This is a genomic window from Slackia heliotrinireducens DSM 20476 (assembly GCF_000023885.1).
GTDB classification, from domain to species: domain Bacteria; phylum Actinomycetota; class Coriobacteriia; order Coriobacteriales; family Eggerthellaceae; genus Slackia; species Slackia heliotrinireducens.
On sequence record NC_013165.1, the window covers coordinates 1402647 to 1418693 of the forward strand.

15 protein-coding genes are annotated in these 16047 nt (G+C 56.2%); 11 read left to right on the forward strand and 4 right to left on the reverse strand.

The annotated features are described in order from the left end of the window. Window positions 1-11 precede the first annotated feature (11 nt). The 5 genes from xseB to SHEL_RS15835 all read left to right on the forward strand — a co-directional run bounded on the left by xseB (window position 12) and on the right by SHEL_RS15835 (window position 3289). On the forward strand, window positions 12-263 hold the full coding sequence (xseB, locus tag SHEL_RS05985) for an exodeoxyribonuclease VII small subunit (RefSeq protein ID WP_012798350.1): 252 nt from the start codon (window positions 12-14) through the stop codon (window positions 261-263). A gap of 66 nt (window positions 264-329) precedes the next feature. Beyond that, window positions 330-674 carry a histidine triad nucleotide-binding protein gene (locus tag SHEL_RS05990; RefSeq protein WP_012798351.1) on the forward strand — a complete coding sequence of 115 codons (345 nt, stop codon included), beginning with the start codon at window positions 330-332 and terminating at the stop codon, window positions 672-674. A gap of 21 nt (window positions 675-695) precedes the next feature. After that, window positions 696-1895, forward strand: a complete 1200-nt coding sequence (locus SHEL_RS05995) for an acetate/propionate family kinase (RefSeq protein WP_012798352.1) — start codon at window positions 696-698, stop codon at window positions 1893-1895. Between the two features lie 277 nt (window positions 1896-2172). Further along, entirely contained in the window at window positions 2173-2565 is a 393-nt protein-coding gene (locus SHEL_RS06000) for a histidine triad nucleotide-binding protein (protein ID WP_012798353.1), read from the forward strand. Between the two features lie 544 nt (window positions 2566-3109). Beyond that, complete coding sequence (locus SHEL_RS15835; protein WP_420542163.1) at window positions 3110-3289, forward strand: hypothetical protein; 180 nt, start codon at window positions 3110-3112, stop codon at window positions 3287-3289. A gap of 173 nt (window positions 3290-3462) precedes the next feature. Here SHEL_RS15835 and SHEL_RS06005 read toward each other — a convergent pair whose 3' ends face one another. Together SHEL_RS06005 and pta are read right to left on the reverse strand one after the other, a co-directional pair. Further along, a complete protein-coding gene (locus tag SHEL_RS06005; protein ID WP_126513759.1) occupies window positions 3463-4236 on the reverse strand; it encodes a LytR/AlgR family response regulator transcription factor in 774 nt (257 codons plus the stop codon). Window positions 4237-4879: 643 nt separating this feature from the next. Further along, a complete protein-coding gene (gene pta, locus SHEL_RS06010) occupies window positions 4880-5875 on the reverse strand; it encodes a phosphate acetyltransferase (RefSeq protein ID WP_012798355.1) in 996 nt (331 codons plus the stop codon). A 124-nt stretch (window positions 5876-5999) separates the two neighbouring features. Here pta and SHEL_RS06015 point away from each other — a divergent pair, with 124 nt between their 5' ends. Continuing rightward, a complete protein-coding gene (locus SHEL_RS06015; protein WP_012798356.1) occupies window positions 6000-7028 on the forward strand; it encodes a glycosyltransferase family 2 protein in 1029 nt (342 codons plus the stop codon). Window positions 7029-7148: 120 nt separating this feature from the next. On the opposite strand, the gene SHEL_RS06020 is transcribed toward SHEL_RS06015, so the two are convergent. Together SHEL_RS06020 and bsh are read right to left on the reverse strand one after the other, a co-directional pair. Beyond that, window positions 7149-8372 carry a KamA family radical SAM protein gene (locus SHEL_RS06020; RefSeq protein WP_012798357.1) on the reverse strand — a complete coding sequence of 408 codons (1224 nt, stop codon included), beginning with the start codon at window positions 8370-8372 and terminating at the stop codon, window positions 7149-7151. Between the two features lie 1282 nt (window positions 8373-9654). Then, on the reverse strand, window positions 9655-10602 hold the full coding sequence (gene bsh / locus SHEL_RS06025; protein WP_012798358.1) for a choloylglycine hydrolase: 948 nt from the start codon (window positions 10600-10602) through the stop codon (window positions 9655-9657). Window positions 10603-10843: 241 nt separating this feature from the next. On the opposite strand from bsh, the gene SHEL_RS06030 reads away from it, so the two are divergent. From SHEL_RS06030 to SHEL_RS14290, 5 genes are all read left to right on the forward strand, one after another. Further along, entirely contained in the window at window positions 10844-11356 is a 513-nt protein-coding gene (locus SHEL_RS06030) for a YqhA family protein (RefSeq protein WP_012798359.1), read from the forward strand. Window positions 11357-12756: 1400 nt separating this feature from the next. Continuing rightward, window positions 12757-13266 (forward strand): antiterminator LoaP, encoded by a 510-nt coding sequence (gene loaP / locus SHEL_RS06035; protein ID WP_012798360.1) that lies wholly within the window; start codon window positions 12757-12759, stop codon window positions 13264-13266. Window positions 13267-13316: 50 nt separating this feature from the next. After that, window positions 13317-14225 (forward strand): sugar transferase, encoded by a 909-nt coding sequence (locus SHEL_RS06040; protein ID WP_126513760.1) that lies wholly within the window; start codon window positions 13317-13319, stop codon window positions 14223-14225. Window position 14226: 1 nt separating this feature from the next. Continuing rightward, window positions 14227-15009: a DUF4422 domain-containing protein gene (locus SHEL_RS06045; protein WP_012798362.1), complete on the forward strand. Its 783-nt coding sequence runs from the start codon at window positions 14227-14229 to the stop codon at window positions 15007-15009. Continuing rightward, a complete protein-coding gene (locus tag SHEL_RS14290; RefSeq protein ID WP_012798363.1) occupies window positions 15002-16033 on the forward strand; it encodes a glycosyltransferase family 2 protein in 1032 nt (343 codons plus the stop codon). Before SHEL_RS06045 ends, SHEL_RS14290 begins: the two co-directional genes overlap by 8 nt. Window positions 16034-16047 lie beyond the last annotated feature (14 nt).

Sequence of the window (16047 nt, forward strand, 5' to 3'; positions counted from 1 at the left end):
AAGGTGTTACTATGTCTGATGAAATGACCGCCATCGAAGAGCTCAGCTTCCGCGAGGCCATGTCCGAACTGGATTCCATCGTGGCGAAGCTGGAAAGCAACACGCTGGAGCTGGAGCAGAGCCTGAAGCTGTACGAACGCGGCATCCAGCTGCTGTCGTCGCTCAAGGGCCGCCTGACCGAGGCCCAGCAGAAAGTGGACGTTTTGATGGGGCAACTGGACGTTAGCGCCGACGATGCGACCACTGACACCACTCTTTCGTAACGTTCGCCGCGCATTCCCGTATCATTAACAACGCACATCAACACGCGTTTAGGGAGGCGGAGCACCATGTCCGACTGCATTTTCTGCAAGATTGCCAACGGAGAGATCCCGACCACGGTGGTTTACGAAGACGACCTGGTCATGGCCTTCGAGGACGCCAACCCGCAGATGCCCGTGCACACGCTCATCGTGCCGAAGGCTCATTACGCGAACATGAACGACGACATGCCTGACGAGCTGATGGGGCACCTGTTCAACACCGTGAAGAAAGTTGCCGAGATCAAGGGCGTGGCCGAAAGCGGCTATCGCGTGATCGTCAACACCGGCGAAGACGCCCAGCAGGTCGTGAAGCATCTGCACATCCATGTGCTCGGCGGCGCCAAGATGAACGAAGGATCGCCGGCACTGTAAGGGCGACAGGAGATCAAGCACGTGAACATCCTCGTAATAAACGCGAGCTCTTCATCGTTGAAATACCAGCTCATCGACGCAGACGGGCCGGTTACCCTGGCGAAAGGGCTCTGTGAACGCGTGGGCTGCGACGAGCCCTGCGTCAAGCACGGCGCCGATACGCTCGAGCGCATTTTCGACCAGCGGTTCGACGATCACGAAGAGGCCCTGGGCGCGGTGCTGGCCGAACTGACCGCAGGCGAAAAGCCCGCCGTGGCCAGCCTTGACGAGATCGATGCCATCGGGCACCGCGTGCTGCACGGCGGCGACGTTTTCAGTAAATCGGTGCTGATCGACGACGATGTCATCGCGAAGATCGACGGCCTGTCCGAGCTTGCGCCGCTGCACAATCCGCCGGCTCTGGCCTGCATCGATGCGTGTAAGAAGCTGCTGCCCGGCCTGCCGCAGGTGGCCGTTTTCGACACGGCGTTCTTCCAAACGCTGCCGCCCAGCACACATATGTACCCGCTGCCGTACGAGCTCGCCAAGGAGCACCGCATCCGCAAGTACGGCGCGCACGGCACCTCGCACCGCTACATCGCACAGCGCTGCGCCGCGCTTTTGGGTCAGCACGTCGAGGACCTGAAAATCGTCACGTGCCATTTGGGAAACGGATGCTCCATGGCGGCCGTCGACCACGGCATCGCGGTGGACACGTCCATGGGTTTCACGCCGCTGGACGGCCTGATGATGGGCACGCGCTGCGGCTCAATCGACCCGGCCATCGTGACGTACCTGATCAAGGCGGGGTATTCCGCCGACGAGGTCGAGGACATCATGAACCGCCAGTCGGGTCTGCTTGGCATTTCGGGGATTTCAAACGACGTGCGCGACATTACCGAGGCGGCGTCGAAAGGCGATGCCCGCGCGTCGCTGGCATACGACATGTACGCGCACTCCATCAGGAAATACCTGGGCCAGTACATCGTGGAAATGGCCGGCGTGGATGCCATCGTGCTGACCGCAGGCGTTGGCGAAAACGCCGAGATCATCCGCCGACGCGTGTTCGCGGGCCTGCAGCCGCTGGGCATCATTCTTGACCAGGAGAAGAACCGCACCCACAACAATGGCCATGAGCGCATCATCTCCCGAGACGATTCCCCCGTGAAGATCATCGTCATCCCCGCCGGCGAAGAGTACATGATCGCCGCCGACACCCAAGAGATCGTCTCGGCCCTCTAGGCAGGGTGGTGGACAACGGGGACGGAGCCTTCGTCCCTTCGCTGACGCATACGCCAATCTGGCAGCGAACGGACAGAAGGCTCCGTCCCCATTGTCTGTTCGCTGACGCATGCGTCGACGTGTCGCCGAATGGACAATGGGCTGCGTCCCCTAAGTCCCGAGGGCCACGCGCGCGGTCGGATCCGAAAACACTTTATCAAGCTATAGTGAAGCTGCTCACAGGGCGGCGTTCTTGCATTAGAATGTGCGGAACTGAAAACTCGAGAAAGGTTCTGCCATGCAAGACGAGAACTGCATTTTCTGTAAGATAGCCAAGGGCGAGGTGCCCACGAGCAAGGTCTACGAGGACGATACGTGCATCGTGTTCGACGACAACGACCCGCTGATGCCCGTGCATACGCTGATCATCCCCAAGGACCACTACGCCAACATCGGCGACGGCGTGCCCGAGGAAACGCTGGGCCATGTGTTCGGCCTGGTCGGCAAGATCGCCGAGATGAAGGGCGTGACCGAGGGCGGCTACCGCGTGCTGGTGAACACCGGCGACGATGCCAGCCAGAGCGTGAAGCATCTGCACGTGCACATCCTGGGCGGCGGGCACATGCCGCGTCCCAACGACCAGGACTGGGGCCCCGCTGCCACCAACGCCGCCAAGTACGGCTACTGCTAAGACCATGTGTCAGCAGGGACGCGTCCGTTCGACACGTTATTGCGTCAACGGGGACAAGTCTGCACAGCTCAAATCACGCCAAGGACAGGCCGCAAGCGCTCGGAAATCCGGGCGCTTTCGCTATGGGCGTAATTTGCGAATCGCCGGAATTCGCACAGGGTTCGATAGGCGATGGGGAACGCTCGGCGTTGCGCATCATGAAGCATGCTGCGTCCGATTTCGCCAATGAGGCCGTTGACCATAATTGGATGCGGACAACGAGGCTGCGATTCTGACCGATTCGGCAGAGGATTCTGGCGATGGTGCGATTGCAGGAGCCAATGATGACCAAATCGCCGAACCGAATCAACGTCACTCCGACCTCCCAACTGGAACACCTTGCCATGGTCGGTGCAGGTTCACGCCGTCTTCCCCAGGGAAGGTAAACATGGCGTTCGGTTCAGGCTGCGGCGATTGGGGGATTCCGGAATCTGAGACCGCACGATGCCAACCAGAAGCAAATCCGGTTCTGCAGATGCTACGCAAACCGGCTCAAGGATGAGGCGTGCGCGTCGATCGGACCGCCGGCGGGAACGCATTGCATCCAGGTAGGAACTTCGTATGGCTTCTCCAACAGGATAAGCCGCCGTTTCAAGACGGCCACCCAAAGAGCTGTCGGCAGGAGATTTCAGGCAAATGGCACCACTTCGATTCGAAAGGGTATATGCAAACGGGTCGGCTGTAATCCGGTGGTAAGCGGTGTCGCCTGACCATGTCCGGTGCAATGGCAACTTGCTGGACCCAAGCGGCTCTCAAACGGCATTGCGTGAATTCCAGCAGCGAAACGGCTTCGGTCCGCCCCGTCGATTTGCTGGATCTGGAGATTGGATTTACGCTTATGGCGCCGCAGAGGACCCTTTAAACCGCTGGGAACAGACGATTAAAGGCGTCTATTGTAGACTTGCGGCGTCTGCGGCTGATCGGAACGGTCGTCCCATCCTGAAGAACGAGGTCGCTGTTGGTGATTTCGCGAATGTAGCTCGAGTTGACTATGAAGCTCTTGTGGCACTGGATGAACGTGTCGGGTAGCTTCGCAGAGAACTCCGAAAGCGTGGCGTATGTTTTGATGACCTCGTCCGCAGTATGGATGTTGACGATGCGCAGGTCGCTTTCCATATAAAGGATGTCGCCGGTGTCGATTGCGTACACCGAGGAGCCGTTCTTCACAACCAGCGTTTGCCTGTCTTGCCGTCTCAGATTGCGGAATGCTAGCTCAAGGGCCAATTGCAAGTTGTCGATTTCAATCGGTTCGCTAACGAACCCTGCATGAGGAACAAGGTAGACGCGCGTGTGGTCAGCAGGCTCGTTTCCGACGAAGATGACTTGCGTGCTATCCAACGGGTGCGCGTTGAGAAGCCCGACGACATCGGTTTTGTCGGGAAGCGTTGTCTTCGTGATAAGGATGCTCGGTTGAGGGAAGCCGTTCGCGGTTTCGAGCGCTCGCACGAATTCGTCGGGGGTTTGCGGAACGATTTCCGCGTCGGCAAGAGGGAATTGCTCCAAAAGAGGTTCGAAAAGTTCCGATGTGCGGCGGAAATCGTCTGTCGTGACGACAATGCGATATGTGGTTCTCTCAAGTGTCGACATACTCGTTTTTGATTTACTGCCGTAAGCTTGCGGCTTTCGGCGCACTGCATCCCATCCCTGGTTTTCGTGATTGGGATATTTTAAGGATAGAGGTGGTTTACATCATCATCCAGATATGACGGATAACCTGCCGACAATAACAAAGCGCCTGTTAAGATTGGTGAAAATCACTTTTTGCCAAGGTCTCACAGGTGAAGGAGCCCGCTTGGCAACGGTATGCGGTTTGGCATGATCGCATTGGCCGGATAATCCAAATTGCATCGGACGACAAGCAGGATTTACGCTTCGTATATCCGGTGGTTGCCGCACGAAAAAACGCGGCTTTTGCTGTCTGGGTTGAACCTGCGCGTCGGAGGTCCCTGCGCGCCTGTTTTCGTTCTCTGGTCGGATATGGCTGTCGGCTTAGGCAATGCGAGGGTAGGCGACCGCGTTGGCGCAGAAAAGGGGCGATGGGTTGTGGGGATGTCGACGAAGTGTTGCAGAGCCGGGTTGGGACAATGGGGACTGTCCCTTTTGTCCCAAAGAGAGACCCTCTCGGGATGTTCGAGAGGGTCTCTTTGCTTGGTGGCATATGTGGTTCGTCGGTGTCGGATGTGTCCCTACTGGCGCAGAAATGTGTCAGTAAGAAACGTCCCTACTGGCGCAGAAATGTGTCAGTAGGAAACGTCCCTAGTGACACACTGACGCGTTAGACGCCGGCGCAGTGGGCCTGGACGGAGGTGATGGCAACGGCTCCCACGATGTCGTAAGCCACGCAGCCGCGGGACAAATCGTTCATGGGCATGGCCAAACCCTGGGTGATGGGGCCGAAGGCGTCGGCCTTGGCCAGGCGCTGGGCCATCTTGTAGGCGATGTTGCCGGCATCCAGGTCGGGGAAGATCAGCACGTTGGCGTGGCCTGCGATCTTCGAACCCGGGGCCTTGGATTCTCCCACATGGGGAACGATTGCCGCGTCGCCTTGCAGCTCGCCGTCGATGGCCAGATCGGGGGCCTTCTCCTGGGCCAGGCGTGTGGCTTCGATAACCTTGTCGGCGTCGGCGTCCTTGGCGCTGCCCTTGGTGGAGTGCGAAAGCATGGCCACGCGCGCGGGCTTCTGCACCAGGTCCTCGAAGGAGTGCGCGGCGGCGATGGCGATCTCGCTCAGCTCCTCGGCGGAGGGCTGAATCACAACGCCGCAGTCGCTGAACATGAACAGGCCGTCTTCGCCGTAGGGGCAGTCGGGAACTTCGATCATGAAGAAGGAGCTCACGGTCTTGGTGCCGGGCGCGGTGCGGATGATGCGCAGTGCCGGCTTCAGCACGTCGGCGGTGGAGTGGGCCGCGCCGCTGACCAGGCCGTCAGCGCGGCGGGTCTTGAGCAGCATGGTGCCGAAGTAGTTGACGTCGTCCATGAGTGCCATGGCGTCCTCGGGGGTCATGCCCTTGTTCTTGCGAATCTCGTAGAGCTGCTCGGCCAGCTCGGCACGCAGCTCGGACGTGGTGTTGTCGATAATCGTGGCGCCTTCCAGGTTGCGTCCGCTGGCGACGATGTCGGCCTCGTTGCCGATGATGATCAGGTCGGCAATCTTCTCGGCCAGGATGATCTCGGCGGCCTCGAGCGTGCGGGGGTCGGCGCCCTCGGGAAGCACGATGGTCTTCACGTCGGCTTTGGCGCGCTCGATCATGAAGTCGTTGAACTTTGCCATTAGGAATATCCTTTCGGTACATAAATGTGCATAAATCGTATCTGGTGTTCCGATGATATAGCACTACGGGCGGCACAGCGACAGTTACAATGTCACGTGTTCGAAATTGTCGGCAAGGAGCCTCATGAAGACCATCACATTCGCTATTCCGTGTTACAACTCGGCCGAGTACATGGACAAATGTATCGAATCCATCCTGGCCTGCCGCGACGAGCAGGACGATTTGGAAATCATCATCGTCGACGATGGGTCGTTCAAGGACGACACCCCGGCGAAGGCGGACCAGTGGGCCGCGGATTATCCCACCACGATTCGCGCGATCCATCAGGAAAACGGCGGCCATGGACAGGCGGTCAACACCGGCTTGGCGAACGCCACGGGGCTGTATTTCAAGGTGGTGGACTCCGACGACTGGCTGGACAAAGACGCACTGCAGCAGGTGATAAACTACGCCCGCACGCAGGTCGAAGTCTCCGACCCGACCGACCTGATCATCGCGAACTACGTGTACGAGAAGGTGTACGAGGGCACTTCGACCACCATCCGCTACACCAACGTGTTCCCGCAGGGCCGCGAGTTCGGCTGGGACGACATCAAGCGCTTCAACCCGTCGCAATACCTGCTCATGCACTCGGTCATGTACCGCACGCAGGTGCTGCGCGACTCCGGCATCAAGCTGCCGGCGCACACGTTCTACGTGGACAACATCTTCGTGTACGTGCCGCTGCCGTATGTGGGCACCATCTACTACCTGGACGTGGACATGTACCGCTACTTCATCGGCCGCGAGGACCAAAGCGTCAACGAGTCCATCATGTACAAGCGCCGCGACCAGCAGGTACTGATCACGCGCGTGATGATCGATTCGGTGGACGTGGACGCCGTGGAGTCCAAGAAGCTGCGCAAATACATGCTGAGCTACCTGTCCATGATGATGTGCATCTGCACGGTGTTTTTGCGGATGAAGCGCACGAAGGAGAACACCCGCGAGCTGAATTCGCTGTGGGGCTACCTGCGCGACGCGAGGCCGGACATGTACCTGCCGGTGCGTGCGAACATCCTGAACCTGGGCATGAACCTGCCCACCGAACTGGGACGACGCATTGGCCTTGGCGGCTACCACGTAGCCCAGAAGATCTTCAAGTTCAACTAACCAGATAGAGCCCCGCCCGGGGCTCTTTTCGTAATGTGTCAGTAGGGACGTTTCCTTTCGTCTCATTTTTGCGCCAGCGGGGACACATCTGGCCACGTCTGAGAGGCGTCGATACGCGCGCTAGACCCTTGTCAGCTCGTATGCAGGCGACTCGGCTTGTGCCTGCGGGTCGACGAACCAGCAATCATCGGGCGCAACATCAACAGGGAAAACGTTGTTGAGCAGCTTACGGTTGCGCGCCTGGTGGAACCTGACCAGCACAGGCGTGCGCTCGGCGGAAGCACCGCTCGAACCAGCATCCTGCGCATCGGCCGCCGCGCCTTGTGCACCCAAAGGCCCCAGCAGCTCGATCTTGCCGGCGTCGTGGGACATGATGTAGCGGAAGCTCTTGGCCAGGCCGCTCAGCTGGGCGCGCGCCTGCGCAACAATGTTGCAGCCCGTAAGAATGGGCACCTGGAAGCGGTTCTTGACGCCCACGGTGGGCCGGCACTGGAACACGTAATACGGCACAATGCCGATTCCGACTAGGTCGTCCATCAGGCGTGCAAGCGTCTCGGGGGTGTCGTTCACGCCCTTCAGGAGCACGGTTTGGTTGCGCACAGGAATGCCCAGTTCAAGCAGTATGCGAATAGCGTCGCGCGACTCGGGCGTAATCTCGTTGGGGTGGTTGAACTGCGTCACCACATGCAGCTGCACTATATGGTTGAAGCCGGAAAGCAGGTCGATAAGCCCGGGGTCGTCCGTGATGCGCTGCGGCAGAACCACGGGAATGCGCGTGCCCAGGCGGATGGTTTTAAGATGCGGGATGGGGGCGAGCGCCTCAAGATAGCGGAACAGCGTCTCGTTGCTGTTCATGAGGGCGTCGCCGCCGCTGATCAGGACGTTCGTGATCTCCTCGTGGTCGCGGATGTAGTCGGCCACGGCGTCGATGTTTCGCACCGTCTCGTCGGCGTCGCGCCCTACAAGCCGCCTGCGGAAACAATGCCGACAGTACATGGCGCACTGGTTGGTGGAAAGAACCAGCGCAGTCTCGGCATATTTGTGCTGCAGACCAGGCAAAACGGTGCTCTTGGATTCGCCGCTCGTGTCCGCCAGCCCGGAGAAATCCAGCTCCTCGGCCGCAGGGATGCACATGCGCCTGACGGGGTCGTCCGGGTCGTTAGGGTTCACCAACGACAGGTAGTACGGGTTGACCAGCAAGGGGTAGTTCTCCTGAATGGACTCCAGCATCGTGGAATCCGCGTCCGAAAGCTGCAGGAAGTCGCGCAGCTGCTGAATGTCGCTGCAGGACTCGGCCAAAATGCCCTGCCATCCGTCGTTTTTCCTTACGGTTGCGTTTGCCATGGGAGCCTCCAAGCGTGTTTCGGATCGGACGTGAGTGTGCGGAAGCGCCGCTCGTTCGATCGCGTGTCGTGCGAAGCGTGCGGCGGCGCTGCATGTTGGAAAAGTGGGCTCCTGGAAGTCTGCTGGGTGTTGCGGGTAGAAACCCACTAGACGGGGAGCGTGTTAGAGATTCCATGGTCCCAGGAGCCAAAGGAATCGTATAGGAAGGGGAGCAACGCCCCACAAACGCGACGTGCGCCGAAAAACGTACGAGTTTGCAATCGAATCAACATCGCCGCAGGTGAGCGACGTATACGGAAACGCTGGTCTCTGCGCCTTGGAGGAATTGTGTTGCGAAAACCACGGACGAAGCACGCAAAAGGCGCCCGCAGGGCAAATGTGAACGCGCTACAAATCAGGTTTGTATGCGGTTGGTGTTGCTCTGTTAGGATGCACCCCGTTGGCCTGATGACACCCTTGCAAAAGGCTGACTTAGGCGGGAGGATGCCATATCGGCCAGGAAGGCTCTTGTGCCAGTTTTGAATCGAGAAGCCAACCGTGTCCTCTACGCAGGCCCCGTCCGCGTGTCGCAAAACCGAATGAGATCAGTTGCGAAAGTCCGTATCCATAAGTCCCTACCCACTTTCGTGCCTGGACGGGGCCTGAAAACCGCCACTCGAGATGATGCCGAAGTCGATTCGTGATGACGGCGCTGGCCGCCTGAACCAGCGTCCGGAGTCATGAATACAGTCGTGGTCGACGACGGCATTGCCTGCGGGTCGATGCAGGACAAGGCCGCCTGAAGATTTATCGGAGCCAGGCGGCCTTCTCGTTTTTTATGGTCGAGAATCACAGCAGGGTGGATTCGTGTTCATAAAGGTTCGCGATGTGGTCTACTGAAGAAATCCTCAGGGAAATAGGTGCATGATTCCACGGCGCATCGGTGTGCGGTTTCGCAAGCCTTCGGTGTGCACTGATGCGTGTCCCAAGTCCGGCATCGCTGGGTTTTTCCTTTATAGAATCGACGTCGGTGGCTCAGATGGCACTCCGGGGCCATGGAGAGATAGCGAAGAGTAGTCAAGCACAAAGGGGTGCAGGGGCTAAGGGCGATGGGGCGAGCCCGAAGAGCATTGACCATTCGTGCGGGTGTGCGCCGTCGACTGTGCAGGAAGTCGAGAAGCGGATACGTGTGTCCGGGGCCGGGCGGCCTCTGCTATTCGACGCTCGGCCGCGACGTACGCCCGCTCAGCGGCGACGACGGAGCCTCCGAGCGGGCGTACATGACATGATGCTATCCGTCGCGCTACACGATGACGAGGTCGCAGCCTTGCGCATCGTAATCCGACAAGGAAACCGAGCGTATGGCGGGATCGTCGTAGGTCGAGTAGTAATAGGTGTTGGTGCGGCATGAAACGCCGCCCGTATAGATGGTCAGCTCGAACTCTCCGTTGGTCATGCGGGCGGCGCCGTCGACCATCGAAACGCCGCCGAGCGTGTGGAACAGGCGGCTCACGTTTTCCTCTTCGGTGTCCTTGCGGGGGTAGTGCGCGTTGAGGTAGGCCACGCGCACGAATCGCGACGGCGAATAATAGTCGCCAGGCAGCCCCCGCATCCCGCCGCCCGAGCCGTAAGCGGTCAGCTCGCCTGCGCCCCACGAAAGCGGACCGGGAACACCGGGCGTCACGTTGATGTAGTTGCGGAGGTTCTCAGCATGCCACGCGAATCCGGGTTGGTTTGTCAGCACGTCGAATTCGTCATGGAACACCTGCATGCCGTCGGCGGTGTATTCGACGACTATCGAGCGCTTCGCGTCGCCGATAATCCAATGCAGAAGCGACGAGGGATACTTCTCGTTGATGGGCTCATCGACGATCGCGACATGCGCAAGGGCGGCTTCCACTTCGTCGACCGTCCGGAAGCTCGCGGTCACCCACAAGGGGAACTCATACGCCGCAACGTTGGTCTTGCCGTCTATGGCGTTCGGAGCGTATTGCGCATAGCCCGGAAAGTTCAGGCCCGCGACGGCCAGCCCGGCGTCATTCGCGCAGTCGAAATACAGCGGGACATGTTGCTGGACAATGCCCATGCCGAATACGGCGTGCTTGATTTCGGTTATCGCGTTGAAAGGCGAAACAGGCGTGTAGCCGGTGGGCGTGATGACGACCTGCTCGCCGTAGGAGCAGCTCCAGTCGAGATTGCGTCCGAAATACATGTTGCCGTCATTGTCGACGAATCTAATCCCTGTGCACATGGCGTACCTCACTTTCCCCGTCCGTGTGCAGTTAGCGACGCAGCCATTATCGTGCATCGCTGGAACAGGTGGCCATAAGGGCAACGCAGGTTTTCGATTCGCGGCTGAAAAGGCTGCTTGGTCGTTCCCAATCCCATACGGCACTTTGCGCGAAGCGGGCTTTTGACTTTTGCTTTCCTGTAGGCAGGCAGGGCGTCTCTTGAGCGTGTACAATGGGCACGATGGGAAACGGGGTGGACAAATGGATGACATGCCTGAAAACAATGCGGTTGACAAAGACGGGGGCTTTCTTGTGCGCAAGGTGGCCGGGCGCACGCGTTTCGTCGCAACGGTGCCTGCGGTGGGCCTGCTGATCTCTTCGGTCGTGCTGGCGTTAGAGACGCTCGTCGCGCTGGTCGTCTCGTCGGGCGAATACCTGATGGGCGAAATCAGCCTGCACGACCTGACCATCGATTTCATCGAGGACGCCGACGCGTTCCTGCTCGCCGTTGCGCTGTACATACTGTCGATCGGCCTCGTGAACCTATTCATTAGCGAGAACATCCCTCTTCCCAAATGGCTCGAGTTCAGAGATTTCGACGACCTGAAGGAGCGGTTGACCGGCGTCATCGTTGTGATGATCGGCGTGTTCTTCCTGGGCCACGTGCTGAAAGGGGCTCAGGGCATCGATACGCTATGGATCGGGCTGGGCTGCGCCGCAATCATCATCGCCCTGTCGGTCTTCATGGGGACGGTTTTCAAGCACGGAGATTAGCGAGCAGGGAAGTATCGTAATATACCTGTGACATCGAGGGCCGCGCGCTTCATCTAGCGCGCGGCTTCTTGCGGTGTGTGAGGCACGACAAGGATTATCGCTCATTTTGCTGCTGTGTCTGCGGCGATGTCCAGGTGCACAGCTTTGCGTAATGGGTGAAGAAAGTACCGATACTTATAAATGTGAGCAATAGGACACATTGCGCATGCCGGAGGGCTCTCCAGTGAGCCAGCAGAATGTGTGCCAAGTAGGTTCTATTGCCCGAAAGGCCAAACCTCGTCGTAGCGTCCGCCTGCGCGGCTCATCCGGCTTGGACCCATCGCCTGCGAGCAAAACCTGTAGCCAGTCCAAACAATGAACAACTATCGTCTCAATGCATGCCGCCATACCATCCTTGGCAAGAGCTCGGCAGGCCATCGCTAGCGCAAACACTCAAACCCAAAGCAGATGCACCCCTTCGCTAAAGCACCCGAATGCCCACCTGAAATGCGGTTAGGAGCCATCTGGAAGCCAGTTTTAGTGGTTGGATATACCCATCATGGCGGCAACTGGGTCGTTTCTTGCGGCTACAAGCCCGTTTGCGCTACATTTTCGCTATCCATAAAACAATTAAAGCTAACTCAAACTACAATACGCTCAGCAATTCGATCAACGACGTAGGGCGAATGAAGCGTTGTGGTTTCGCTCTTACGGAATTGTCGAATGGGGAACGTGACTGAGGGTATGCGGTCATGGCAACCATTGCAAAGTTGCCAAACCAAAAAGGACATAGCTTGGTTTCGCAGAATCGTCGCTTCGGCGCGTTCTGGCTGGGTCAAGAGGATGAATACAGCGCCAATAATGCAGACGTCGTAACGTCTGCATATAACGCAATTCACCCTTGACCAAGCCGGAAACTGCAACTCGCACTACAGCCATGCCAATGTAGAAGCGCCGATGTTAAAACCCAGCCCAAAAGCTGCTTTTAACGAATCGGAGTCGAAGCGAAACCATACCATTCAAGGTATATATGCCAGAGAACATAGGTACATATTACCATATTTGAATTCTATGTGTCAATTCACCTTCTAGACAAGTTCCTTGAATAGAGTTGGAGCGCGCTCAAACTAAAATTCTGTCGATCAATTTGTTAGATAAGCGTTCGTTTTACGTGCACCGCTGGGGTCAACGATTCTTGACGGCAAAGTGCTCGCAAAAAGGGCTGAATTCAGCCAGTTAGCCATTCATGTTGGCCAACTAACGGAAGGGACATAGCTTGGTTTCGCAGAATCGTCGCTTCGGCGCGTTCTGGCTGGTCAAGGGGATGAATACAACGCAGGATCGCGCGGCTGCCAGGCGGCCGCGTTAACAACGTTGTACTCCCTTGATAAGCTGGAACGTCTGAGAAACCAACAATCATTATGTGGTACGTAATCCAAGTAGGAACCAATCAAGAAGACCGCGTCATCGGTCTCATTCGGTCGTTCGTCGGTAAGGATGTCCTGAAAGAGGCGTTTGTACCCCAGGTCGAAGTCATGCGCCGTTCTAGGGGGCAATGGCAGAAGCGCAAGGAGCTTCTGCTACCAGGATACGTCTTTGTGATTGCGACAGATCCCGAAAAGCTAAATCAGGCGCTTATCGATGTACCGGCTTTTACGCGCCTCCTGGGTAATGACGTCTCTTTTACGCCATTGCTGGATGATGAGATTAAATTCCTCGAAGCTTTTACGGCCCCAGATCGACGGATTGTTCGCATGAGCAAAGGCGTGATCGAAGGCGATCAGATCATTATCAACGAAGGTCCGCTGAGAGGCCAAACTGGCCTGATTAAGCGCATTGACCGTCACAAGCGTTTGGCGTATCTCGAGATGACGGTCATGGGTCGTAAGAAGATGATCAAAGTCGGTCTCGAGATTGTTTCCAAGAGTTAAAGAGTGACACGCAAGCCTTCGCACAACCAGAAGATGACGAGGGCAGAGTTGTGAGCGCTCCTTTGATGGAGCGCTCGAAAGAAAAGGCTACAGAGGTTTTCCGCATGATTCCATCGATGAATGCTGCTTCTAAACAAGTAGAGTCAATGATAGATTCTGGAACACAAACAACTGGCAGTGATAATGTGATTCGGATTTCCCGTGATGGCATTCTGCAAAATGTCGTCAATGCTGATGGTTTTGGAAATAGAGAAGTCGATTATCGTTCTTGTAATCTTTGCCCTGACGACATGGGCCTTGCCGCGGTTGACGAAACAACTCAGGTCGAAAAGCCCGTAATCAAAAAACCGCTTTACTATCGGTTTATTAAACGGGTTTTCGATATATGCTTTAGCGCTTGCGTAATTGTGGTCGGGTTTCTTCCTGGCCTGATATTGAGTGGATTCATAATGAGGGACACTGGCGGAAGTCCCATTTATTCTTCCGAACGCATTGGTCGTGGGGGCAAACCATTCAAGGTATACAAGTTTCGTTCGATGGTTGCTGATTCGGACAATCTCGAGAAGTATTTTACGCCTGAACAGCTTGAGCTTTGGCATCTCGAGCATAAGGTTGAGGACGATCCCCGGATTACCAAACTTGGCCGGTTTTTGAGGTCGTCGAGCATCGATGAGTTTCCCCAGTTCATTAATGTGTTACTAGGTCAGATTAGTGTTATCGGACCACGTGTGATTACGGCTGAAGAAGTGGGATATTTTGGTAAGGATCGCGATTGCCTTCTTTCGGTCCCGCCGGGAATTACGGGACTTTGGCAGACAAGCGAGCGCAATAAGGCAACTTTTGAAAGCGGAGCTCGTCAGGAGCTCGAGCTCTTCTACGCTCGCAACTGCAGCTTGAAGACTGATGCCGAAATATTTCTAAAGACTTTTAAAACCATGATTGAAGGGACGGGGAAGTAGCATGCCTCATGAAGTCAATCGGAGGGATTTGACGATTGTAGTTGCTACTCACAAGCCCTACTGGATGCCGGATGACCCTTGCTATCTTCCCGTACAGGTAAATGCCGGCTCTATGCAGCCGATAAGAGGATTTCAGCCTGATAATGTAGGGGATAATATTTCAGAAAAGAATCCAAATTACTGCGAACTCACGGCATTGTATTGGGCCTGGAAGAACCTCGAATCGGAATACCTGGGACTTGCCCATTACAGACGTCATTTCGCAGCACGCAGGCTTGGAGATAAGAAATCTCGAGTTGCAAGTGGTGATCAACTTAAAAATGCTTTGTCGCATGTCGATGTGTTGCTGCCGACGCCGCGGAATTACTTTATTGAGACTAACTATAGCCAATATGTCCATGCCCACCACGAAGAAGATCTTGCCTTTACCCGGGAGATCCTGACGGAGTATGAACCGCATCTCGTTGGTTTGTACGACGAAGTAATGAATCGCACGTACGGGCATAGGTTCAACATGTTTGTCATGAAGCGCACAGTGGCAGATGAGTGGTGCGAGTGGCTCTTTAAGGTTTTATTTGAGTTGGAGAATAGGCTGGACATCAGTAACTACAGCGCAAACGATGCTCGAGTGTTCGGCTTCGTGAGTGAGCGGCTACTGGATTATTGGGTCGAATCGCGAGGCATTGCATATGTAGAGATGCCCGTGGTAAACCTTGAGAGCCAGCACTGGTTTAAGAAAGGGGCTAGCTTCTTGGCTAGAAAGGTTGCTGGCAGTCGTGGTTAAGTCAGCTCTACACTTCGAAACAGCACCGAAGCCCACCATAAGCGTCGTCATCCCCTTCTACAACCTTGAGGCGGAAGCGCCTAGATGCTTGGATTCGGTTCTTTCGCAAACGTACGAAGACTATGAAATCATCTGTGTAGATGACGGTTCTGTGGACGGCACCCCGGCCGTCCTTGATGCATATGCATCGGATCACGCTAGGATTCGTGTGATCCATAAAGAAAACGGCGGATTATCCGATGCAAGGAATTGCGGTGTGGCTGCATGCAGGGGAACATATGTCAGCTTTATAGACGGTGATGATGTCGTTTCACCCTGCTATCTCTCTTCTATGGCTCAAGCCATGGAAGATGCGCCAGATAGGTTGATCATCGGGACTTGCTTAGACGTGAATGAGGATTGTGTTGCGGCTGCGCTTGAGAAGATGCCTGGCTCTACAGCTGCTAAAGATTTGTCGCACGAAGATGCATGCAAGGCAATATTAGCAAAGCGATTACCGACGTGTGCGCCGGCTAAGCTGTTCAACCTTCGCTATTACAAAGAGCACCCGTTTCCTCTTGGCGTTCGTTATGAAGAGGTTCGAACGATAGGGAAACTGATGGCCTGCGCCAAAGAAGTGCGTGTGATTGAATCTCCTATCTATGGATACGTCATCCGTGAAGGTTCGATAGTTCATGCGCAAAATGCCACCATTGAGCAAGGCACTGAGTATGTCGAAGCGATACAAACTGCATTAGATGACTTTAGAAGGCTTGGCTACAATTTTGAAAATGACCTCGCATTTTTCGATTCATTGATGCATGTAAGAGTTCATGATTTCACAAAACGCATGGCGAACGAATCGGAAGCACGAACGATAGACGAGATGGCAAGGGCCTCTGTCAAGGCGAGCTATCGGAAGGCGGTCCGTTGTGAACGTGCCAGTAGGGCGCAGAAGGCACGTTTGGCGTTGTTTAGGTATGCACCCATTCTATATGACGTAGCTATGCCAGTTTATAACCGTCTATTCAAAGGCGTGCTTTAGTCTTAATGAATGGA